At 40.6% G+C, this 21978-nt stretch carries 18 protein-coding genes; 13 read left to right on the top strand and 5 right to left on the bottom strand.

The features are described 5' to 3' along the window. Window positions 1–2: 2 nt before the first annotated feature. Both D3P12_RS09950 and arfB read right to left on the bottom strand, forming a co-directional pair. The gene (locus D3P12_RS09950) at window positions 3–404 is read right to left on the bottom strand and encodes a cytochrome c maturation protein CcmE domain-containing protein (protein ID WP_118195099.1); all 402 of its coding nucleotides are present in this window, start codon (window positions 402–404) and stop codon (window positions 3–5) included. Between the two features lie 104 nt (window positions 405–508). Then, entirely contained in the window at window positions 509–916 is a 408-nt protein-coding gene (gene arfB / locus D3P12_RS09945; protein WP_118195097.1) for an alternative ribosome rescue aminoacyl-tRNA hydrolase ArfB, read from the bottom strand. Between the two features lie 324 nt (window positions 917–1240). Between arfB and cmk the strand changes: the two genes are divergently transcribed. Continuing rightward, window positions 1241–1927: a (d)CMP kinase gene (cmk, locus tag D3P12_RS09940; protein ID WP_118195095.1), complete on the top strand. Its 687-nt coding sequence runs from the start codon at window positions 1241–1243 to the stop codon at window positions 1925–1927. A gap of 123 nt (window positions 1928–2050) precedes the next feature. Next, complete coding sequence (gene rpsA, locus D3P12_RS09935; RefSeq protein ID WP_118195093.1) at window positions 2051–3985, top strand: 30S ribosomal protein S1; 1935 nt, start codon at window positions 2051–2053, stop codon at window positions 3983–3985. Between the two features lie 117 nt (window positions 3986–4102). On the opposite strand, the gene D3P12_RS09930 is transcribed toward rpsA, so the two are convergent. Continuing rightward, complete coding sequence (locus D3P12_RS09930) at window positions 4103–4402, bottom strand: YgaP family membrane protein (RefSeq protein WP_157970314.1); 300 nt, start codon at window positions 4400–4402, stop codon at window positions 4103–4105. A 150-nt stretch (window positions 4403–4552) separates the two neighbouring features. On the opposite strand from D3P12_RS09930, the gene D3P12_RS09925 reads away from it, so the two are divergent. Next, window positions 4553–5047, top strand: a complete 495-nt coding sequence (locus D3P12_RS09925) for a hypothetical protein (protein ID WP_157970313.1) — start codon at window positions 4553–4555, stop codon at window positions 5045–5047. A 4-nt stretch (window positions 5048–5051) separates the two neighbouring features. Here D3P12_RS09925 and D3P12_RS09920 read toward each other — a convergent pair whose 3' ends face one another. After that, window positions 5052–5723 carry an MgtC/SapB family protein gene (locus D3P12_RS09920; RefSeq protein ID WP_118195088.1) on the bottom strand — a complete coding sequence of 224 codons (672 nt, stop codon included), beginning with the start codon at window positions 5721–5723 and terminating at the stop codon, window positions 5052–5054. Window positions 5724–5808: 85 nt separating this feature from the next. Between D3P12_RS09920 and pnuC the strand changes: the two genes are divergently transcribed. Next, the gene (pnuC, locus tag D3P12_RS09915) at window positions 5809–6414 is read left to right on the top strand and encodes a nicotinamide riboside transporter PnuC (RefSeq protein WP_118195086.1); all 606 of its coding nucleotides are present in this window, start codon (window positions 5809–5811) and stop codon (window positions 6412–6414) included. Window positions 6415–6539: 125 nt separating this feature from the next. Next, window positions 6540–8219 (top strand): arylsulfatase, encoded by a 1680-nt coding sequence (locus tag D3P12_RS09910; protein WP_118195084.1) that lies wholly within the window; start codon window positions 6540–6542, stop codon window positions 8217–8219. Window positions 8220–8269: 50 nt separating this feature from the next. Here the strand turns inward: D3P12_RS09910 and D3P12_RS09905 are convergent, their stop codons facing one another. After that, complete coding sequence (locus D3P12_RS09905) at window positions 8270–8869, bottom strand: CpsB/CapC family capsule biosynthesis tyrosine phosphatase (RefSeq protein WP_165438733.1); 600 nt, start codon at window positions 8867–8869, stop codon at window positions 8270–8272. Between the two features lie 321 nt (window positions 8870–9190). Between D3P12_RS09905 and D3P12_RS09900 the strand changes: the two genes are divergently transcribed. From D3P12_RS09900 to D3P12_RS09865, 8 genes are all read left to right on the top strand, one after another. Continuing rightward, window positions 9191–10123 carry a ring-cleaving dioxygenase gene (locus D3P12_RS09900; protein WP_118195080.1) on the top strand — a complete coding sequence of 311 codons (933 nt, stop codon included), beginning with the start codon at window positions 9191–9193 and terminating at the stop codon, window positions 10121–10123. A gap of 2 nt (window positions 10124–10125) precedes the next feature. After that, entirely contained in the window at window positions 10126–10746 is a 621-nt protein-coding gene (locus D3P12_RS09895; RefSeq protein WP_118195078.1) for an alpha/beta hydrolase, read from the top strand. A gap of 81 nt (window positions 10747–10827) precedes the next feature. Next, window positions 10828–13326 (top strand): family 20 glycosylhydrolase, encoded by a 2499-nt coding sequence (locus D3P12_RS09890; RefSeq protein WP_118195076.1) that lies wholly within the window; start codon window positions 10828–10830, stop codon window positions 13324–13326. A gap of 17 nt (window positions 13327–13343) precedes the next feature. Beyond that, window positions 13344–14240 carry a phosphatase PAP2 family protein gene (locus D3P12_RS09885; RefSeq protein ID WP_118195074.1) on the top strand — a complete coding sequence of 299 codons (897 nt, stop codon included), beginning with the start codon at window positions 13344–13346 and terminating at the stop codon, window positions 14238–14240. Window positions 14241–14254: 14 nt separating this feature from the next. Beyond that, window positions 14255–15421: a Pycsar system effector family protein gene (locus tag D3P12_RS09880; RefSeq protein ID WP_118195072.1), complete on the top strand. Its 1167-nt coding sequence runs from the start codon at window positions 14255–14257 to the stop codon at window positions 15419–15421. 6 nt (window positions 15422–15427) lie between these two features. Continuing rightward, window positions 15428–17497 (top strand): polyphosphate kinase 1, encoded by a 2070-nt coding sequence (gene ppk1, locus D3P12_RS09875; protein ID WP_118195070.1) that lies wholly within the window; start codon window positions 15428–15430, stop codon window positions 17495–17497. Then, window positions 17490–18350, top strand: coding sequence for an SdiA-regulated domain-containing protein (locus D3P12_RS09870; protein ID WP_118195068.1), 861 nt, complete (start codon window positions 17490–17492; stop codon window positions 18348–18350). The genes ppk1 and D3P12_RS09870 overlap by 8 nt, the downstream gene beginning before the upstream one ends. Continuing rightward, complete coding sequence (locus D3P12_RS09865) at window positions 18347–21958, top strand: BamA/TamA family outer membrane protein (RefSeq protein ID WP_118195067.1); 3612 nt, start codon at window positions 18347–18349, stop codon at window positions 21956–21958. The genes D3P12_RS09870 and D3P12_RS09865 overlap by 4 nt, the downstream gene beginning before the upstream one ends. Window positions 21959–21978: the final 20 nt, after the last annotated feature.

Genomic DNA, 21978 nt, shown 5'->3' with positions numbered 1-21978 from the left:
TACTATGAAGTTGCAACTGCCTCCGAAACTTCGATTTCCTGCTCATTGTACTTCGAAGGACACTTCATCAGAATCTTGGAAGCATGGAACTCCTCGCCAACCATTCGGCCGGTAAGAACAATTTGCTCCGAACGCTCAAAGTCTTGCGGTTTTGACCCATAAAATACAACTTTACGTTCTGCTCCTTCCTCATCTAACATGTAAAATGCGAAATAATTAGCATTTTTTATTGGATCATACACCAATTCCTTATCTTTATTCAATTGCCCCACAACATGCAGCTCAGCTTCAGTCTTCTGCGCTTCATTAAAAGAAGCGTATGTGCTTGAGTCTCCGTAAATGCTGATGACTATCGCGATTAAAACGGCGATAAGAACTATTCCTAAAATCGAACTTTTTTTCATTGTCTATCCGATGATTAAATAATGAACTGCAAAAATACGAAACCCAAGTTAAATGCGCGAATAATCCAATAGGCTCACTTTATATAGAACTATTCTAAATAACATCAATCCCAATCAGTCCGACGATTGATTTTTTTCAATGCTTGTTTTCTTTTTTCTTCCAATCTCGCCTCTTTGGATTTCCGTGTGGGCTTTGTTTTTCTACGAACTTTCTGAACTGTAACTGCACGAGTCAACAACTGCATCAGTTGCTCTACAGCTTGTTCTTTATTTTGGAGTTGTGACCGACTTCCCTGTGAAATTACCTGGATCAGACCATCAGATTGAAACCTGGTAGTCAATCTATTAGCTATCCTCTGCTTTTCATCTTCACTAAAAACTGTTGATCGCCAAAGATCGAATCGGAGTTCAACTTTTGTAGCCACTTTATTAACATGTTGCCCACCTTTTCCACCACTTCGCGAAGTATGAAATGTAATGAATGGCAGCAGGTCTTCTTTTGAAAATTTCATTGTCCAAGTATAGTAAGTTAAAAATCAATTTCTATGAGTTCAACGAATAACTTTTAGCTTCCGTTTTGGAAAACGACAAAAATGTTACTAATCAAAGACTAGCTGGGGTCAACTATGGGCTTGTTTAAGTATGCTATAAGGTACCCCAATCCTGCCCTTCGGGTGGCCGGTCGGTGGACTCGCTCGAATGGGCGTTTGACTATGTCCACCCACCGGCCGTACACCGGCCACCACGAGAACATGTAATACAAGTTTACCTCCAAATACTGTGTTAAACTCATTGCGATTTGTATTTAAAAATCCATTTATCTAAGTTTGCGTTAAATGGATAAACAGAACATCGTAATCGCTATCGATGGATATTCCTCTTGTGGAAAAAGCACGGTAGCCAAGGCACTCGCAAAATGCTTAAATTACGTGTATATTGATAGTGGCGCTATGTACAGGGCGGTCACACTCTACTTTATTCAAAACGATGTTAACTACACACAGACAGACCAAGTAGAGCAAGCATTAGAAAATATCCACATCGAGATAATCAGCGAAGACGGTACCAATAACTATTTATTAAATGGAAAAGATGTCACCGCTGAAATTCGGGAAATGAAAGTTTCTGAACTAGTAAGCGAAATAAGCACCATCAGAGCGGTACGGGAGTCTATGGTTTCACAGCAACGGAGGATGAGCGCGGACAAAAATATCGTGATGGACGGACGGGATATCGGGACGGCAGTTTTCCCGGATGCAGATGTTAAAATTTTCATGACGGCTGATCTTAATGTACGAGCCGAACGACGGCTTAAAGAGCTTCAAAACGCCGGAGCTGTCATTAGTATTGAAGAGGTTATTAAAAATTTGACCCACCGAGACCATCAAGATACTACCCGCCAAGAGAGTCCGTTAACCAAAGCAAAGGATGCGATCATGTTAGATACAAGTTCAATGAACGAACAAGAACAGCTTGATTTTGTCGTAAATGAGACTAAAAAGGCTACTAAATCCTCTTGCTAAACCCTAAATACCTCAAAAACGGGAAAAACTCCTTATAAAATAGCTTTTTTTTATTAATTAAAATATTATTTACATACCTTTGCAGTCCTGATCAAAGATCGGGAAAAGGAGAAAAATTAATTAATGGCAAAAAAACAAGAAGCAGCAAAAGAACTAGAGGCTAAAAAAGCCGAACTTCAAGACACTGATTTAAATTCAGTTAAGGAAAAAGAGAACATCGAATCAGAAGCTGATTCAACGTTCATCGACGAAATCAAATCGACCACGTGGAGCACTCCTGAGGGAGATTTCGACTGGGATCAAGATGATAAAGGTTTCGGAAACTACAATGACGCAGAGCGTAAAGAATTGGAAGAACTTTATTCTGGTACGTTTAACTCCATCAACCAAGGAGAAATCGTAGAAGGAACGGTTGTTTCCATTAACAACAAAGATGTGGTACTTAACGTCGGTTATAAATCAGATGGTTTTGTATCTTTTACTGAATTCCGTGACCTTCCTGACTTAAAAGTTGGAGATAAGGTTGACGTATTCGTTGAGACTCAAGAGGATGAAAACGGACAATTGATCTTGTCTCGTAAACGTGCGAAAACACAAAGATCTTGGGAAGCAATCAACGAGGCTTTGGAGCAAGATCTTATTATTAAAGGTTTTGTGAAAAGCCGTACTAAAGGTGGTTTGATCGTGGACATCCAAGGTGTAGAAGCATTCTTACCTGGTTCACAAATCGATATTAAACCAATCCGCGATTATGATATTTATGTAGGTAAGACAATGGAATTCAAAGTGGTTAAAATCAACCATGAATTCAAAAACGTTGTTGTATCTCATAAAGTTCTTATTGAAGACGATTTGGAAAACCAAAAATCTGAAATCGTTGCTAAGCTTGAAAAAGGTCAGGTTCTGGAAGGAACAGTTAAAAACATTACCGACTTCGGTGTGTTCATCGACTTGGGTGGTGTTGACGGCTTACTTCACATTACTGATATTTCTTGGGGACGTATTGAACATCCGAAAGAAGTATTATCACTTGACGAGAAAATCAATGTCGTAGTATTAGACTTTGATGATGAGAAAAAACGTATCGCTTTAGGTTTAAAACAACTGACACCTCACCCATGGGAATCTTTAGATCCTGCGCTTGAAGTAGGTTCGAGAGTAAAAGGTAAGATTGTTACTGTAGCTGATTACGGTGCTTTCCTTGAAATCACTCCAGGTGTTGAAGGATTAATCCACGTTTCAGAAATGTCATGGTCACAAAACCTACGCAGCCCTCAGGACTTTATTAAGACTGGAGACGAGGTAGAAGCTGAGATCTTGACCCTTGATCGTGAAGAAAGAAAAATGAGCTTGGGTATCAAACAACTAACGCCAGATCCATGGAAAGACATTGCTGAGCGCTACCCTGTGGGAAGCAAGCACAAAGCAATTGTTAAGAACATGACGAACTTTGGTGTGTTTGTTGAAATCGAAGAAGGAATTGATGGATTGATCCATATCTCAGACTTATCATGGTCTAAGAAAATCAACCACCCGAACGAATTCACCAAACCAAATGAAGAGATCGAAGTAGTTGTTTTAGAGCTTGACGAAGAAAATCGTAAACTTAGCTTAGGTCACAAACAATTAGAAGAAAACCCTTGGGATACATTTGAAACAATCTTTACGCTTGATTCAATCCACGAAGGTACTGTCTTAAAAGTTGGTGACAAAGGCGCTATCGTTGCTTTAGCATATGGTGTTGAAGGCTTCTGCCCTAGCAAACATAGTATTAAAGAAGACGGTACTGCATTAAAGACTGACGAAACTTCGCAGTTTAAAATCATTGAATTCAACAAGGATGCTAAGCGCATTGTTATCTCCCACTCACGTATTTGGGAGGACGAACGAGCAGAAGCTCGCGTAGAAGAGTTCAATGCTCGTAAGAAAGAAGCAAAAGCGACTTCTGGTGCGGTGAAGAAGGTTAAAGATTCAGTAGAGAAATCTACACTTGGAGATTTAGACGTTCTAGCTAAGCTGAAGAAGCAAATGGAAGGTGACGAAGGTAAAGGAGAATAATCCTGCACTTTAATACATTTCCTAAATAATAAAAAGGAAGCTAATTTTCATTAGCTTCCTTTTTTTATCCACTCCTTTTCACAATGAAGTTTATTAAGCATCTGTTGATCATTCAAATTACATTGCTTCAACTAGATACCCTTTAGGTGCGTCTTTATTTTTTCTTTCCAGGTTGTTTAGTCGGTTCTTTACGCTACAATATCCCGTTACTCCTCTGTATAGCAATGCGCCTCCTAACACGAGTTCCCATACAGCGTTCGAAGGTTTAGAGAATGTATCCGTGAGTCCTTTCCAAATCATGAACGTGCCCGTTGCCGCAGATATTACTCGTTCAGAAGTCCCTATATTTACGTTCTCGGTCGACTGTAAAACCACATCAACTACCGAATCCATTAGCTTATTCATATTGCTCTTCATAATTACAACTTTTTGTTTTTTTCTGATATTATAGCAATAACAGTTATGAGCCATGGTTGTTTTGATAATTTTTCTGAAGATAAAATGTGTAATATTGGACTGGTTTTTGATTTATTACCTACTGAATATGATTTACTAAACCCAATGATTATGAAACGTCAAAATATTAATCTTGCCCTGATCGCTTTCCTAACCTTTTTTATCATAGGTTGTTTAGGAGAACGGTCTCTGAAAGACAATGATACAGATTCTACCGAAACGCTAACCGAAGGAGATGTTACAACAACAATACCCGATGAGGCAATGTGCTTTTTACGTACTGATGGTACAAAGCACCAAGATTCAACGTATGTATATATACGTCTGAAAGGTGATTCTGTAAGCGGAATTCATCACTGGGTTCCAGACCTAAAGGATGCTAGACGCGGTGTTATAACAGGTATTAAAAAAGGTGACACGATTGATGTGGTATGGAATTATACTCAAGAAGGAATGACGGACACGTTACATACGGTTTTTTTACTTGAAGACGGTTTATTAAAGCAGCAGGCTTATGCTGTTCAAGAGGATGGCCGACAAGTTTTAGACCCGAACGCTCCTTTTGATATCATCTATAACCCAACTGATTGTCCTAAATTTGAGTAAGGGTTTATTGATAATCAATCCCTTTTACACGGCTATCTTCATTTAGTTGAGCGGCAAGCTCTTTTAACGCTTTTTTATCACGAGAGATGATTTTGATCTCAGACTCACCTTCATCTGTGCGGTCGATGGAAAAATGATCAATTGTTAGCGTGTCATTGGTCAACAAATCCCTTAACACCTCTTTTGATTCTTCGATTTTCTTAAGGCGTGCTACCAATAGCGGACCTTCTTTCTTCTTAGAGAAAAACAACCTTTCAATTTTTTGAACGACCAAAAGAATAATCAGCGCGATAACCGTTGTTGCCACGGCTGCCCAATACATCCCCGCCCCTACTGCTAAGCCGATTGCAGCGACAGTCCAGAGGCCAGAGGCTGTTGTTAGTCCGCGGATAATTCCCCTATGCAAAAAAATAATCGTACCCGCACCCAAGAAGCCGATACCACTAACCACCTGAGCTGCAATACGTGTTGGATCAAACTCAACTCCATCGCGACCAATAAACTCATCAAAACCATAGGCTGATAAGATCATATAAAGTGCCGAGCCGACCGCCACCATCATATGAGTTCTCATACCCGCTGTCCACTCTTTACGCTCCCTTTCAATGCCGATCAGAGCACCACACAGTGCAGCGGCACCTAGCCTAATTATAATCTCATAGGTATCAATACTCATAGGTGTTTTATTTAGCTAGGTGAATTTAATATTAATTTAGGAAAACAAATGCCAATTTAAGGAAATTTGGCTTACTTTGTAGCCGATGGAATTAAATACTTTACTCGAAATCATCTCCGTGATCTTTGGTATACTGTACTTGGTATTGATGGTTCGGGAAAATATTTGGTGCTGGATCTTCGGTATTCTTTCATCGGCCATTACGGTTTACCTCTATACGCATGTAACGCTCTACTTGGAAGCTGGCCTCAACGTATACTACATAATCGCTGGTTTCTATGGTTGGCATTATTGGCTGAATCATAAAATAGAGGATTCAAGCATTACCCCCGTTGTCAATTGGAAAATTAACTATCATGTTATCACGCTGATTAGCTGTGGGCTACTTAGCATCGTGCTCGGTTATATCATGGACAATTACACAGATTCAGAACGGCCGTATATCGATTCTCACCTTACCGTTTTTAGCTTCGTAGCAACCTATATGGAAGCAAAAAAAGTACTCTCTACCTGGTACTATTGGTTTGTGTTAAACGCCGTTTCCATTGGACTTCAATTCGACCGAGGTTTGTACTTTTTCTCGGCTTTATCGATATTTTATACAGTAATGTGTATTTATGGATACAGACGGTGGAAGAAAACTATGGTCACCCAATCGCAAATAGGCGAGCTTCCAGAACCTGTAAGGTAACTTGATCCGCAAGGTAACTTGGTCGACAAATTATTAAATTTGTTTGGATTCAATTTTTTATTCACTTTTGTTGAATTACGATCTGTTTTTTCTCAGAAGTTAACCTTGAATACTTTACCTATATTATGAAGAATACCTTCTGCATTATCATCCTTTCTTTATGTTGTTTAGCCTTTAGCTATTCGCAGAATAACTCGCGGCCGCAAACTAGCAGACCCAATATCATTATTATTATGGCAGATGATCTTGGCTATTCGGACTTAGGATGTTATGGTGGCGAGGTTGAAACACCCAATATCGATTTTCTCGCAAGAGAAGGGGTTCGCTTTAAACAGTTTTATAATACTTCAAGATGTTGTCCTAGTCGCGCAGCCTTGTTGACGGGACAGTACAATCATATGGCAGGGATCGGTGAAATGACCACCGCGACTGATCAACCTGGTTATCAAGGTCATCTTACCGACAATAGTGTAACGTTAGCAGAAGTTTTAAAAGACGCAGGATACCAGACGGCTATGGTGGGCAAATGGCATGTTTCGAATACAATTGTTCAAAACGACCCCAAAGAGCAACTCAAATGGCTTAATCATCAGACAACTTACCCGCTTTTTTCTCCGATCGATCAATACCCTACACGACGTGGATTTGAAAAGTATTTTGGCACCATTTGGGGGGTGGTCGATTTTTTCGATCCTTTCAGTTTGGTCAACGGTGAACAAGCAGTAGAAAATGTACCGGAAGATTATTATCATACTGACGCATTAAATGATACAGCAGTAGCTTATATAGAGAGTTTTTCAAACGAAGAGCCCTTTTTTATGTATCTGGCGCACAATGCACCTCACTGGCCACTACAAGCAGTCCCAGAAGATATCGCTAAATATGAGGATACATACAAAGTGGGCTGGCAAGCTATTCGAGAGCAACGCTATCAACGAATGGTTAAACTTGGTCTTATCGACCCTGAGACGGAACCTTTGTCTGATCGGATGCTTCCGGAAGAGAAATGGGACGAAAATCCGAATAAAGAATGGGATGCCCATGCAATGGCGGTGCATGCTGCTATGATCGACCGCATGGATCAAGGTATAGGCAGAATAATCAACAAATTAAAAGAGCGTGGGATTCTTGATAATACCGTGATCTTTTTTCTGAGTGACAATGGAGCCAGCCCGGAAAATGCAATGCGCTACGGACCCGGTTTTGACAGACCTAGTGAAACCAGAACCGGTGAAACGATCCACTACCCTGTCGACAAAGCTATTCTTCCTGGCCCTCAGACGACGTTCACCTCCATTGGTCCCAATTGGGCAAATGTGGCCAATACACCTTGGAGAGAGGCTAAAGAACAGTCTTTTGAAGGTGGAGTACGTACGCCCATGATTGCATTTTTACCGAAATCAATGATGGCAGACCGAGGTAGCATAAATCAACAGCACGTAGGTCATATTATGGATTTTATGAATACCCTTGTGGAAGTTGCCGGTGCATCCTATCCAAAAACTCACAATGGTCATCAAATCAGTCCAAGTACAGGATTGAGCATGGTCGATGCCTTAAATGGAAAAGAAACAAAAGGTCATGAAGACTTATTCAACGAACATTTTAATGCAAAATATGCCAGAATAGGTAATTGGAAACTAGTAATGAGACCCAAAGCCGACAGCAAATGGGAGCTTTACAATCTGGACACCGATGCAACGGAAACAAAAAATCTAGCCCTAGTTTATCCTGAAAAAGTAAAGGAATTGAGTAAGCGCTGGAAAGTATGGGCGGAAGAGCATCAGGTCTTTCCAAAGCCCTAAACTTTAAAATAACAGTTGGGGCGTGATGATAATCGTCGGGGTCGATGAACTTACACAAATAATTGCTCGCCCAGCAAATCAGCGCAGCGTTTTGGTATTTTAATACCATTCTTACTCATAAGCTGCACCAGATTTTCATTTTCGAAACCGATAAATTTTACTGCTTTCCGTTCGAGGAGGTAGCGCGCAGTATATTGTGCGTCTTTTCCATGAAAACCCGTTAGTGACAACCAGTTAACTTGAAACATCACACCTCTAGCATGCAACCTTCCCAGGCGACTCCGGTGACTGTTCCAAAACGAATTAAATTCTGGGAAAACGATAATTGGCTGAAGGCTCTTCATCTGTAAATCAAAAATAATATCCTTCAAGTCATCTGCTTTTAAGGCAGCTTTGCTATCAAAAAAGAGGTATCTGTTGTTTAACGAATTGAGTTCTTCAATATCGGTCTTAATGGTAGTAAGATCCTCTTCGTTCAATCGATATGTCAGCGAATAGGAAATTGCAGCATGGATTCCTTGACTGTATAAAAATTGTTCTAATTTAATTTTTAGTTTCGACAGCAAGTGAATGCTGGATTCTCTATCTTCTCCATTTTCTCTTAAGGATATACTCAGTTTTGATGTACTTTCAGCGAACAGTTCAGTCACAAATATAAGTTTATGACCATTAGTTAATCTCAAAAGAGACTTGAAGGCCAGGTCTTCAAACCGAAAACCGAAAAGTTGATGAACAGGGTAATCAATCTTATTTTGCAATATACCAAACATTGTAACGTCCTTTAAACCAACAACATTCAAATATAAATAAAATAGAACAAGCGTGTGTTAACTTATCAACAAGCTTTCAATTATTTCATAATTCTCTTTAGCGGTCGCCTTAACCGACTTGAAAGATACCTTTGTTAACCTAGGTGAATCGGATCGAAACATGGTTTCCATAAATTTGTTGGACAATCAAATATTAGAACAATGGAAAACAGAATTTTAGGTTTACACCATGTAACCGCGATTGCCAACATGGCTAAAAGGAATTTAGATTTTTACACGAAGGTTCTAGGTCTCCGTCTGGTTAAAAAGACAGTTAACTTTGATGATCCGGGAACCTATCATTTCTATTTTGGTAATGAAACGGGTGCTGCTGGCACGATCCTCACTTTTTTTCCTTGGGAAGGGATCGGTAGAGGAAAGAATGGTGCGGGTATGGCTACAGACATAGGCTATGCTGTACCTCAGGGTGCACTTAAATTTTGGAAAGAACGACTTAAATCTTTTGATATATCTTATACAGAAAGTGAAATATTTGGTGAGAACCTAATTTCTTTTACAGACCCAGATGGACTTCAACTACAATTTATAGAACCACTAGTGGAAAATGACCGAAAGGTATGGACAACGGATGACGTAACTGAGGGGGTATCCGTAAAAGGATTTCATAATGTAACACTAACCCTTCAGCGGGCTAATGCCACATCACAAGTGCTTACCGACATATTAGGATACAAACTTGATAAGCAAGAAAACAACCGGTATCGTTTTACAACCGATGCTATAAACACTGCAAACGTTTTAGACATTATCGAAAATCCATCAGCATCCAGAGGACATAATGCAGCGGGAACGAACCATCACATCGCGTTCAGAGTAAAAGATGATGAAGTATTAATGAAATTTAGAGAGAAAATTGTAGCTGCCGGTTTCAACATCACGCCAAAGATTGACCGCGATTATTTCTTTTCTTTGTATTTTAGAGAACCAGGGGGTGTACTTTTTGAGATAGCAACAGACAATCCGGGCTTTACGGTTGATGAACCGTTGGCAGAATTGGGCACCAGTCTAAAACTTCCTAAACAATATGAAGGCATGCGTGATGAAATCGAAAAAGTATTACCAGAATTATCGTAAAAATGAAGCATCATCTAAATATTGGAACAGCGGGAGTTGAGTTAAACAAGGCTCAAAAAACATTGATCATGATCCATGGTCGTGGAGGAAGTGCAGAAGATATATTAAGTTTGTCTCAGCATCTGAATGTCGAGGACTACACACTACTGGCGCCGCAAGCAACAAATCACACATGGTACCCACATTCATTCATTGCGCCAGCTGAGCAGAACGAGCCATGGCTATCATCAGCGATTGAGACGATTGATCTAACGGTTGATACGGCTATTCGAGCAGGCATCGAAGCAAAGAATATTTTCTTTTTTGGCTTCTCACAGGGAGCGTGTCTTACGCTGGAATACATGGCCCGAAATGCACAACAGTATGGTGGTGCAGTGGCCATTATCGGCGGGGTAATCGGTGAGGAAATTAACCGTAAGAACTATCGCGGTGATTTTCAACAGACACCAATTTTTATCGGCACGAGCCATCCTGATTTCCACGTTCCTGTTGAACGGGTATACGAAACTGAAGATATATTAAAAGAAATGAATGCAGAAGTTAGCCTAAAAGTATATGAAAACTTTGGTCATTCTATTAATGAGGATGAGATAAATTTAGCTAACAATATTATATTCAAATAGTTAATAGCAAAGAAAGCACTATTACGACAGAAACCCTGTCAGATTAACGGAAACAAGTCTTAACTTAGTGAAAAAAATGTCATGCTCAATTCATATTACGCCAGTGCGCTAAGATTTTTAATTATTTTTCTATTTATTGGCTGTAGTTCACCTGAACTGCCGGCGCAGCCCACAATGGATATCAGCGCAACATGGAAGGTTATGGGAGAAGATAAAGCCGGCAAACGATCTGTTTCTGAGTTCGTTATTCACAACCCGTCTCAAGACTCTATTCTCGGCAACGAATGGTCTCTTTGGTTTAATTCAATGCGCTCAATCGATGTTTCCAAAACCCAGGGCTATACGTTGACCCATGAAAACGGCGATCTGTACCGACTTCGCTTTTTAGATGCTTTTCAAGGAATAGCACCGGGAGATTCGATTAAGATACCTATTGAGTTTAAGAGCAAAGTCATCAATTTTACTTTTGCACCGTCCGGACTCTATGTAGCTTCGGACAATCAGGAGATCCAGCCCGTTGACATAACGAACTACCAGGTACTCCCCTATCACGGGTATCAGGACATTCAGTTACAAACACTTGCCAAGCAATTTAAACTGAATGAAAGTCTAGCTGATTTAGATTCGGTTGACAGGCTAATGATACCTCGTCCGGCTGAATTGACAAAACAAGAAGGCAGTTTTTTAATTAGCCCAACTACGTCAATTTCGACAGATGCACGCTTTGAAAAAGAAGCTGACAACCTTAACCTCGCTTTTCAAAAATTATTTGGAAAGGCTTTGCCAACCAGTTCTAATGCAAACCCATCCTCAAGCATCCGCATTGATTATGCTGAAGGATTTAAAAAAGAAGGTTATAGTCTGGAGAGTTCCAAAAATCAGCTAGTCATCAAAGCATCCGATCCAGCCGGTGCTTTTTATGGTATTCAGACCCTAAAAGCACTTTTCCCTGCCTCTACATGGTCCCAGCAAGAAGGAAGAACAAGTTCAATACAGATACCAGCCGTGCGTATTAAAGACGAGCCCAGATTCGCTTATCGTGGTTTCATGTTGGACATAGCACGTAACTTCCACTCAAAGGAAGAGATTTTGAAAATCTTAGACCTCATGGCCACCTATAAGCTAAATAAGTTTCACTTACATTTTAGTGACGATGAAGGCTGGCGACTTGAAATCAAAACCCTCCCGGAACTAACCGATATCGGGAGTAAGCGGTCAGCAAAATTTGTAAACGGGCAATCTATTCAGCCATCATACGGTTCAGGAGCTGAAGCCCTTGAAAGCCAATATCTAACTCAGGCCGATTTTATGGAAATTTTGAAATTCGCGGCGGAGCGACACATCAGTGTAATTCCTGAGATAGAAACTCCCGGTCATGCTCGCGCAGCCATCAAGGCAATGGATGCGCGCTACGACGCTTTTATCAAACAGGGTAAAGAACAAGAGGCAAAAGAGTTCTTGCTAAGAGATTTCGGTGACAAATCTGAATATAGTTCAGCACAGTACTGGAATGATAACGTGATGAATGTCGCCCTCCCTTCAACTTTTCATTTCATAGAGACTGTGATTGACGAGATTGTCAGCATGTATGAAAAAGCAGGCTTAAAACTAACAACAATTTCTTTGGGTGGAGATGAGGTGCCGCGTGGCGTCTGGGAAAAGTCACCGTTGATCAAAGAACTTATGGCTAAGGAATCTATTAGATCCGTCAACGGGGTTTGGGGCTATTATATCAAAAATCTCATCCCTATTCTGAAAGAAAGAAACCTTCAACTGGCCGGTTGGGAAGAAATTGGTATGATCAACAACGGCAAAGGAATGCAACCCAACCCCGAGTTTGCCAACGAAAACATCTTACTCGACGTTTGGAATAATGTAGCCGGCGCGGGCGCGGAAGATCTTGCCTATCGGCTGGCAAACTTAGGCTATTCTGTTGTCTTTATCCCAGCGAATAACTTCTATCTGGATCAGGCATGGAATAATAGCTATGAGGAGACGGGGCACAATTGGGCGACCTATACGGACTTAGAAAGATCATTTAGTTTTATGCCGTTAAACTTCTTCAAAAACATCAAAACAACGAACAGGTCGCTCGAAGATCTGACCGAAAAAGGTAAAAGCAATATTATCGGAATGAAAGGCGGACTTTGGTCAGAAAAGATTGACCATGATGAACGACTCGAATATATGCTTCTACCTCGTTTGCTCGCATTAGCTGAACGAGCATGGGCACCTGAAGCTCAATGGGAAAAAAGAGGAGTAAATAACTGGCAGAGTTCTTATCAAAACGACTGGCTTGAATTTGCTTTTCAGGTAAACCGTAAGGAACTTTTAAGGCTTGATCAACTTCACAATGGTTTTGATTATCGAATACCAGACCCTGGTGTACAGATAGCAGGAAATAAACTTATTTGTAATACGGTGTCACCTAACTTCAGCATTCATTATACATTGGATGGATCTGAACCAACCTTAAACAGCAAGTCCTATACAGAAGCTTTGCCAGCAAAGGGAACCGTTAAACTAAAGGTATTTAATAAACAGGGGCGCAGTGGTAAAACGATAACAATTAACAATTAACTTTTTCTATTTTTCAAATGAAAGAACTGGTTCTTTTTATAATATTGCTTATTTGGGGTCAGACGCAGTTATTTGGAGCAGGCGTCATTAAACATAGCAACGAATTACGAGACACGATCAGGTTAAGAGACGATTCGATTCGTGCAAGAATGCTGGCGAAAGAAAACAGTAGACCAAATATCAAGGATGCTATTCGCTTTGTAGACGCAACCGCCTATACAGTTACTGCCCCCCTGCGATGGGATGGTGACGACTGGTTAAAAACCGGTGGAGTAATAGCTGGCACAGCGCTGACGAGTCTATTGGATAAGCCGGTTCGATCATTTTGGCAGAACAGAAATTCAGGTGCTTGGGACGGTATAGAACGTGCTGGTTTTCATTTAGGGAAGCCTTACGCAGCTTTTATTCTTACTGGTGGATTTTACTTGACTGGTGTTGCCTTGAATAATGAATGGGCTAAAGAAACCGGACTTATCCTTGGCGCGGCTTATCTAACCAGTGGTGCGATACAAACGCTGATGAAGACAGCTGTCGGCAGGGCGCGACCCGCAACGAATGAAGGCCCATGGGCTTTTGACCCCATGTCACCAGAAGCTGGCTATCACTCCTTCCCTTCTGGTCATATACAAATTGCTATGGTCAGCGCATTGGTCCTGGCGAGCCGAACAGATAACCCTTGGCTTAAATCAGCTTTCTACGCTACGGGAGGGCTAACTTTAATATCTCGAATGTACTCTGATTCGCATTGGCTTTCTGACATGGCATTTGGTACTGCCATTTCATGGTTCTGTACGCAAGCCATTCTGAAGCGAATGGATAATACACACTACAGTAACCCCTTTAATAAATTGAAAGGTATTCAGTGGTCATTAGCTCCCACAACTAGCGGGCTTGGCCTTGTAGGTATTTTTTAAAAACAAAATATAGCATGGACTACGACAAACTAATCGAAGATGCAGCCGCTTATGCTCAGACATATATTGATAAGCGTGAAGATGCTACCTTAAGTTTTCACAACAGCATTCACATGCGTGAAGTAGTTGAAGCTGTAAGAAAGATTTCCAATCACTATCAATTGGAAAAGAGAGAATCCGCAATCGTTAAAATTGCTGCTTATTTTCATGATATTGGATATTATGAACATGGGTGCACCGGTCACGAGCTTAGAGGGGCCGACCTTGCAGAAGCTTTTCTTTTAGAGAACAAGGCTGACCAGGAAATGATCACTCAGGTAAAAAATTGTATTTTAGCTACTAAACCGCCGCAAAGCCCAAAGAACTTGCTAGAGGAAATTGTGTGTGATGCCGATTTATATCATTTGGGAAGTGACTGGTTTACTGTCCGAAATAAACTTATGCGCCGGGAAGCAGAAGCTTCAGGTGTGGAAGTAGATAAAAATGAGTGGCGACGTGAAACGATTAAATTACTAGAGAACCATCGCTACCATACCAGCTATTGTCGAGAACTACTCGGTAAAAAAAAGCAAGAGAATCTGGATGCGTTAAAACAGAAGGAACTAGACGAGTTGGTAAACACGGAAGTCTCGAATAAACAGAAGAAAAGACCTGATCGTGGAATAGAGACCATGTTTCGGATCACATCAACCAACAATCAGCGATTAAGCGATATGGCTGATAACAAAGCCAATATCTTGATCACCGTTAATTCGATCATCCTTTCGGTAGTTATCGCGTTATTGCTTAGAAAGCTAGACAATAATGCCCATCTGATTATCCCTACCGCCATACTTTTAACAGCTAGTCTGGGCACCATGGTTCTTGCTATCTTAGCGACGCGACCGTCGATTCCTAATGTAACCCATACAGTTGACGAAGTAAAAGAGAAAAAAGTCAACCTCCTCTTCTTTGGTAATTTTTATAAAATGAAACTACCGGATTATGATAGCGGGATGCGCGCGGTTATGGAGGATCGAGACTATCTGTACGGAACGCTGATCAAAGACGTATACTCACAGGGAGTGGTTCTCGGCAGAAAATTTAAGCTTTTAAGACAGGCTTACAGTATTTTTATGTATGGACTTATCATATCGGTCATTGCCTTTATTATCGTGGTTATGACCAATGTAAATGTATAGAATACAATGCAAAAAGAGTCTCAGATTTTCTTCAACCGCGATCTTAGCTGGCTTTCATTCAATGAGCGTATACTCGATGAAGCAGCTAAAGAGGATGTGCCACTTCTTGAAAGAATCAATTTCTTGGCAATATATTCTTCGAATCTGGATGAATTTTATCGTGTTCGCATGCCTGTACTATCCGCACTCAGAAAGATCAAAAAACAAGCAAAACAACAACATGCTACTGTTCCGGAAAGTAAGGTTCACAAGAAAGCCAAGAAGATCATTTTACAAAACCAACAACGCTACGGAGAGATATTAACCGGACAGGTAATCCCCGAAATGAAAAAGAGCCAGGTCTATCTAGCATACAACGAGGGTATTCCATCAGAGGTTTTGAAAGAAACAGAAAATTATTTCTATTCGAGGATTGTTTCGTCGTTAGAAATTGTTCGGTCAGAGCAGTTAACCAACTTTTTCCCGGAGAATAATCAACTTTATTTTCTAGTCGCGCTTAACAAAGTGCAGGACAGGAAACTGGTAATCGTGAAAATACCTTCGGGTGAAATCGGGCGCTTCTTTCAAGTGCAATATGAATCAACAACCTACATTATTTTTATTGACGATATTATTCGCCATCACCTTCCTGATATTTTCAGAGGCCATGAACATATCAATGCTTTTTCATTTAAAGTGACTCGAGAAGCAGAACTTGACTTAGAAAATGAATACGAAGGCGATATTGCGAAAAAAATTGAAGAGCAACTAGAAAAACGCGATTATGGACTTGCGACTCGTATCCTATACCAGTCCGATATGCCGAAAAAGTTGTTGACCGAACTGGCTGAACTATTTTCCATTCCGAAGATTAGCACCATGCCTGGCGGACGTTACCATAACTTAAAAGATTTTTTCTCATTTCCGGTTGACCGCCCAGCATGGAAAAACATACCACAACCTCCTCTTGCCATAACGCTGCCGGGTAGTCCTACCCTCTTCGAGTCCATTCAAAAGCAAGATATGCTAATCAGTACGCCCTACCAATCGTACGATACCGTGCTGCGATTTTTCAATGAAGCCGTCATCAATGAAGATGTAGAAAAAATCTATACAACGATTTACCGCGTCGCAGAGTCTTCGAGGATTCTGCAAGCACTTATAAGCGCTGCAAAAAATGGTAAAAAGGTAACCGTTTTCGTAGAATTAAAGGCTCGTTTCGATGAGGGGAACAACCTCAAATGGGCTAGAGAGATGCAAAAAGCAGGCATTAAAGTACTTTACACCATCCCGAAGCTTAAAGTGCATGCAAAAGTAGCGCTGATAAAACAGAAATCTGAAAAACATCCTTATTTAACTCTATTTTCCACGGGCAACCTGAACGAAAATACAGCTACAGTATATGCAGACCATATCCTATTAACAGCCCATAGGGAAATGGGGCGTGAATTAGAACAAGTCTTCTTCTTTCTGTCCAGGCGCCGTCGTGTCAGTAAAACTACAAAACTAAAATTCGAACATTTATTAGTTGCACAATTTAATCTTACTGATGTGTTTATAGCCTCTATTGACCAGGAAATAGAAAATGCTAAAGCAGGCTTGTTTGCTGAAATAACGATTAAACTCAATAATCTGGAAGAAAAGAACCTGATCAACAAGCTTTACGAAGCGAACAACGCTGGTGTAAAGATTAATCTTATTATCCGTAGTATCTGTCGTTTAATACCGGGTGTTCATGGTATGAGTGAACATATTTCAGTTAGAAGAATTGTTGATCGTTACCTAGAACATAGCAGGGTATTCATTTTTAATAATAACGGGGATGAACAGATGTATATGGGTTCGGCCGACTGGATGAACCGTAATATACACAACCGCATTGAGGTGTGTTTTCCTATTTATGACAAAACTATTAAAAAGGAAATAAAAGATGTTCTTACATTTCAACTTAACGACACAGAGTCTGCTGTTTTACTTGATCGGGAGCTACAGAATATTCCGGTGGATACGTTACAAAAGGACGGCAAAAACAAGATTCGTGCGCAAAAGGAAACATATCTTTATTTTAAAAATAAAAAGCAACGAAAATATGCGTAATTCAATACGAACTGTCATTCTGTTATCCATACTTTCGAGTGCGTTAATATCATGTGCACAGGAAAAAACTGTATATACCAGTCCCGCCGGCTATGATTTAACACAGCCGGAAACTTTTTATCTCATTGATGCATTACATGAAATTTCAGGTATAACTTTCCCTTTTCGTGATTCTGACATGTTAGTAGCCATAGAAGACGAAACCGGCACCTTATATCATTTCCAACCGGGTGAAAAAGATATTATACATAGTAAATTTGGTAAGAAGGGAGATTATGAGGGTATTGCGGCAACTTCGCGGGAAATCGTAGTTCTGAAAAGTGATGGTACATTATACACGATGTCACTTGAACATAGTAAAAACGGGACTATTCAAAATGTTATCAAGACGGAAGGTCTAATTCCTGATGACGAATATGAAGGAGTAGCTGTCGACACCACGAATGATTTAATTTATGTGTTATGTAAAGAGTGTAAAGCTGATAAAAAATCGGACACCGTAAGCGGCTATATTATTGAAAGAAAAGGCAACAAACCAGTAGTTATAAGTAATTTCCAGGTTGACTCAGAACAAATTAATTCATTCCACACCCTGAAAGGAAAAGATTTTCGACCTTCAGCTCTGGCGAAAAACACACAAACAGATGAATGGTATATTCTTTCATCGATTAATAAAATGCTTGTTGTTACCGACGCTGACTGGAATGTAAAAACTGTCTACCCATTAAATCCCAAACACTTCAACCAGCCGGAAGGCATCGCGTTCGATCGTTACCATAATCTATACATCAGTAATGAAGGTGGTGACAAAACTAAAAAAGGTACTATTCTTAAATTCCGAATGTCCCAATGAGGTATTTTTATACTATATTAATCGTCTTTTTATTCGCTAGTGAGTACACCCTGGCACAGGAGAACATTGCCAATCGGATTATTTTTATCGGTGACGCTGGCGAGATCAATTTTAAACAGGAAACAATTATCCCACGTGCCGCAGAACTGGTCATTGACGGTAAGACACAAGTTGTTTATTTAGGTGATAATATCTACCCTCGCGGAATCGGTCTGCCAGGGAGTCCCGAAGAAGCGTCGACCAAAGACATTCTAAGATCACAATTTGAACCCATGAGAGCACAGGGCGCTCCGGTATTCTTTATTCCCGGCAATCATGATTGGGATCGAATGGGAAAAGATGGTTTAGCCAAAATTAAGGCTCAAGGTGAATTCCTTAGAGCGCAGGGCGACTCACTATTGAAGTTAATCCCCGAAGATGGTTGCCCGGGACCTGTTGAAGTACCAATTTCAGCAGAAGCTGTTATGATCGCTTATGACAGCGAGTGGTGGCTTTTCCCGTATGACACCAGTAGTCCTGATTCTGATTGTGAATGTACTACAGAAGAAGAGTTTATAGATAGACTTGAAGAGTTATTGTACAAAAACAGGAATAAGACTATCTTACTGTCATCTCATCACCCTTTCCATAGCTACGGTGTACACGGTGGTTATTATTCTTTCAAAGATCATCTATTCCCACTGACCGTACTCGATGAAAACCTCTGGATCCCGATGCCGATAGTCGGGTCGCTTTATCCGCTATTACGTACTTCCGTTTTTTTGAACCCGGAAGACATGCCTCATCCGAAATATCAAAATTTGATTTCAAAAGTCACCGACGTGATTAGCGGGTTTCCTAATGTGATCCTCATAGCCGGTCATGAGCATGGCTTACAGTTCATTCGAAAAGACGGAAACTATCAAATCGTAAGTGGTTCCGGAGCAAAAAGTGCTTATGTTAAAAAAGCGGACAGCCTACTTTACGGCAGTTCTTTACAAGGTTTTGTAACAGTCGACCTCCTCGAAAACAGAAATACTGATGTTAGCTTTTATTTATATAACAATGATTCGGTAAGCCAATCATTTAAATATACGATTCAATACATAGACGAATCACTCATCGACGAACACTCTGCGCTAAATGATATTAAAGGAGATAGCATTGTCATCCAAGCAAACCCTAGATATAACAAACGGAATAATTTTCACAGAAAACTATTTGGTGAAAATTACCGTAAAGAATGGGCCGCAGAAACAAAGGTCCCCATTCTTCGTATCTCAGAAATCGAGGGAGGCCTCACGCCAATCAAGCGAGGTGGCGGTATGCAGACAGTCTCTATTCGTTTACAAGACAGTACAGGTAAACAATGGGTATTGCGCAGTGTAAATAAAAACTCAGAATCTTTACTACCTTCAGAACTCCATCATACATTCGCAAGCGATTTTATAGACGATGCGGTGAGTGCCCAGCATCCCTACTCCGCGTTGATGGTTCCACCAATAGCCAACGCAGCAAAAGTGCCCCATACCAATCCGGTTATCGGATGGGTCGCTCCAGACTCATTATTAGGCGTTTACAATCTAACAATTGCCAACACCTTAAATTTATTAGAGGAACGTGAACCCTTGGGTGATTCTGACAACTCAATAAAAATGGTCGAGAAGGTATTCAATGACAATGACGATACTTTCGGGGCAAAAACCTTTTTCCGATCCAGGTTATTGGATTTATTAATCGGTGACTGGGATCGACATGAAGATCAATACCGTTGGGTAGATGAAAAAGAAGGTAAAGACAAAGACTACCGCGTTGTTCCGAGAGATCGGGATCAGGTTATTCGGCTAATGGAGGGTCTTTTTCCTTCCATTGTATCTAGAAAATGGGCCGTCCCCACTATCCAGGGCTTTGATGATCACGTCCGAAACATGAATTATTCAATGTATAAGTCTGACTTTTTGGATGCACATCCAAAAATGCAATTAAGCTATGATGAATGGATGAGCCTGACAAATGAATTCGTAGCCAATGTAACCGACAGCGTATTATGGGAGAGCGTGCATAGCTTACCAAGCTCTTCCGTTGAACTTAGAGGCAAAGAGCTCTTTAAGACACTCTCAGCAAGGCGCGATGCCATTCCTGAGGCAATGGATGAATATTATCAGTTTGTCAATTCAATAGTTGACATTCGTCTCTCGAATAAAAACGAACGGGTCAAAATCACAGATGAAACAGATGGAGCAATGCGGATTTTGGTAAATAAGATCAATAAGGAAGGTGAAATCAAAAAAGAACTGATGAACAGGGTCTACCATCCTGACACGACCAAACGAATTAACTTGTATTTATCTGACGGGGTCGATAGTGTTGCAATGGATGCACCAAACTCACCGATACGATTACGAATTGTTGGTGGTCAGGAAAATAAAGTCATTGACATTAAACAAGCAAACAAGAAAGTTCATCTCTATGACCTGGCGAAAACGAATTCGACCTACCTCGGAGATAAAAAACAGCTAAAAACCCATATCTCCGCCGATAGCACACACACACGTTTCGAACCTGTGAATCTTTACAATGTGACGATGCCACTTGCGTCAATCGGTTACAACCTTGATGATGGGATTCTTTTAGGTGCAGGATTCAAATATGTTCATCAACGGGGTTTCAGAAAGACTCCCTTCACTCATTCACAAAAGGTTCTTGTCTCCGGTGCGCTAAAAACCGGCTCGTTTAAAGTCGACTACGAAGGTCACTGGAAAAACCTTATTGGCAAGGCAGATCTCGTTGTAAATGCCTATGCATTTGTACCAAACAATACACAGAACTTTTTTGGTTTAGGCAATGATTCTCAATTCGACAAATCATTAAATTCCAGCTATTATCGTGCACGTTTTAATTTATATGAATTGGAGCCAACATTGCAATGGAACCAAGAAGGTCGATCCTTTAAGATCGGTCCGTCATTTCAATATTACAGTTTAGACCCTTCAAAGAATGAAGGTCGATTAATACTTCAAGAAGATATTCTTCACAGTCACGATCGTTACGACATTGAAAAAGACAAATCGTTTGCCGGCTTGACGTCAGCATTTCATCTCGATAACCGCAACCATCATCTACTCCCTACCCAAGGAGGCTTTTTTAGTAGCAAAGCAAAGGCTTATGCAGGACTAAATGACGCGTCCAACTCTTTCGTACAAGTAAGCGCCGATATGGGTTTTTACAAAGGATTTGCCAATAATGCCATCGTTATTGCTGATCGTATCGGCGGAGGTGTTACCTTTGGAGACCCTGCATTTTATCAGTTACATTTCTTAGGAGGACAAGATAATCTTTTGGGAACACGAAAATACCGGTACGCAGGAAACCATATGTTTTATAATAACTTTGAAACACGAATTCGCCTGGCAAAAGTAGGTAGCTTTATCCTTCCAGGACAATTAGGGTTGATTGGATTTTACGATCTAGGCAAGGTATGGAGCGAAGGGTATAACAGCGATACAATCCATCAAACTTATGGGGGTGGCTTATATTACGCTCCTGCAATGATGGCTGTATTTCAACTGGTAGCCGGACATTCACAAGACGGGTGGTATCCGCATTTTAGTATGGGATTCCGCTTTTAGACATTAGGCTTAGCATAATA

Origin of the sequence: Pedobacter indicus (genome assembly GCF_003449035.1) — a bacterium.
Classification (GTDB): domain Bacteria; phylum Bacteroidota; class Bacteroidia; order Sphingobacteriales; family Sphingobacteriaceae; genus Albibacterium; species Albibacterium indicum.
Note: the sequence above shows the minus strand (reverse complement) of the source record. Positions and strands in the feature narration are given on the sequence as shown.

Coding starts and splice junctions, on each gene's coding strand:
- D3P12_RS09950 (WP_118195099.1), bottom strand. CDS start 404: ATGAAAAAAAGTTCGATTTTAGGAATAGTTCTTATCGCCGTTTTAATC.
- arfB (WP_118195097.1), bottom strand. CDS start 916: ATGAAATTTTCAAAAGAAGACCTGCTGCCATTCATTACATTTCATACT.
- cmk (WP_118195095.1), top strand. CDS start 1,241: ATGGATAAACAGAACATCGTAATCGCTATCGATGGATATTCCTCTTGT.
- rpsA (WP_118195093.1), top strand. CDS start 2,051: ATGGCAAAAAAACAAGAAGCAGCAAAAGAACTAGAGGCTAAAAAAGCC.
- D3P12_RS09930 (WP_157970314.1), bottom strand. CDS start 4,402: ATGAAGAGCAATATGAATAAGCTAATGGATTCGGTAGTTGATGTGGTT.
- D3P12_RS09925 (WP_157970313.1), top strand. CDS start 4,553: ATGAAACGTCAAAATATTAATCTTGCCCTGATCGCTTTCCTAACCTTT.
- D3P12_RS09920 (WP_118195088.1), bottom strand. CDS start 5,723: ATGAGTATTGATACCTATGAGATTATAATTAGGCTAGGTGCCGCTGCA.
- pnuC (WP_118195086.1), top strand. CDS start 5,809: ATGGAATTAAATACTTTACTCGAAATCATCTCCGTGATCTTTGGTATA.
- D3P12_RS09910 (WP_118195084.1), top strand. CDS start 6,540: ATGAAGAATACCTTCTGCATTATCATCCTTTCTTTATGTTGTTTAGCC.
- D3P12_RS09900 (WP_118195080.1), top strand. CDS start 9,191: ATGGAAAACAGAATTTTAGGTTTACACCATGTAACCGCGATTGCCAAC.
- D3P12_RS09895 (WP_118195078.1), top strand. CDS start 10,126: ATGAAGCATCATCTAAATATTGGAACAGCGGGAGTTGAGTTAAACAAG.
- D3P12_RS09890 (WP_118195076.1), top strand. CDS start 10,828: ATGCTCAATTCATATTACGCCAGTGCGCTAAGATTTTTAATTATTTTT.
- D3P12_RS09885 (WP_118195074.1), top strand. CDS start 13,344: ATGAAAGAACTGGTTCTTTTTATAATATTGCTTATTTGGGGTCAGACG.
- D3P12_RS09880 (WP_118195072.1), top strand. CDS start 14,255: ATGGACTACGACAAACTAATCGAAGATGCAGCCGCTTATGCTCAGACA.
- ppk1 (WP_118195070.1), top strand. CDS start 15,428: ATGCAAAAAGAGTCTCAGATTTTCTTCAACCGCGATCTTAGCTGGCTT.
- D3P12_RS09870 (WP_118195068.1), top strand. CDS start 17,490: ATGCGTAATTCAATACGAACTGTCATTCTGTTATCCATACTTTCGAGT.
- D3P12_RS09865 (WP_118195067.1), top strand. CDS start 18,347: ATGAGGTATTTTTATACTATATTAATCGTCTTTTTATTCGCTAGTGAG.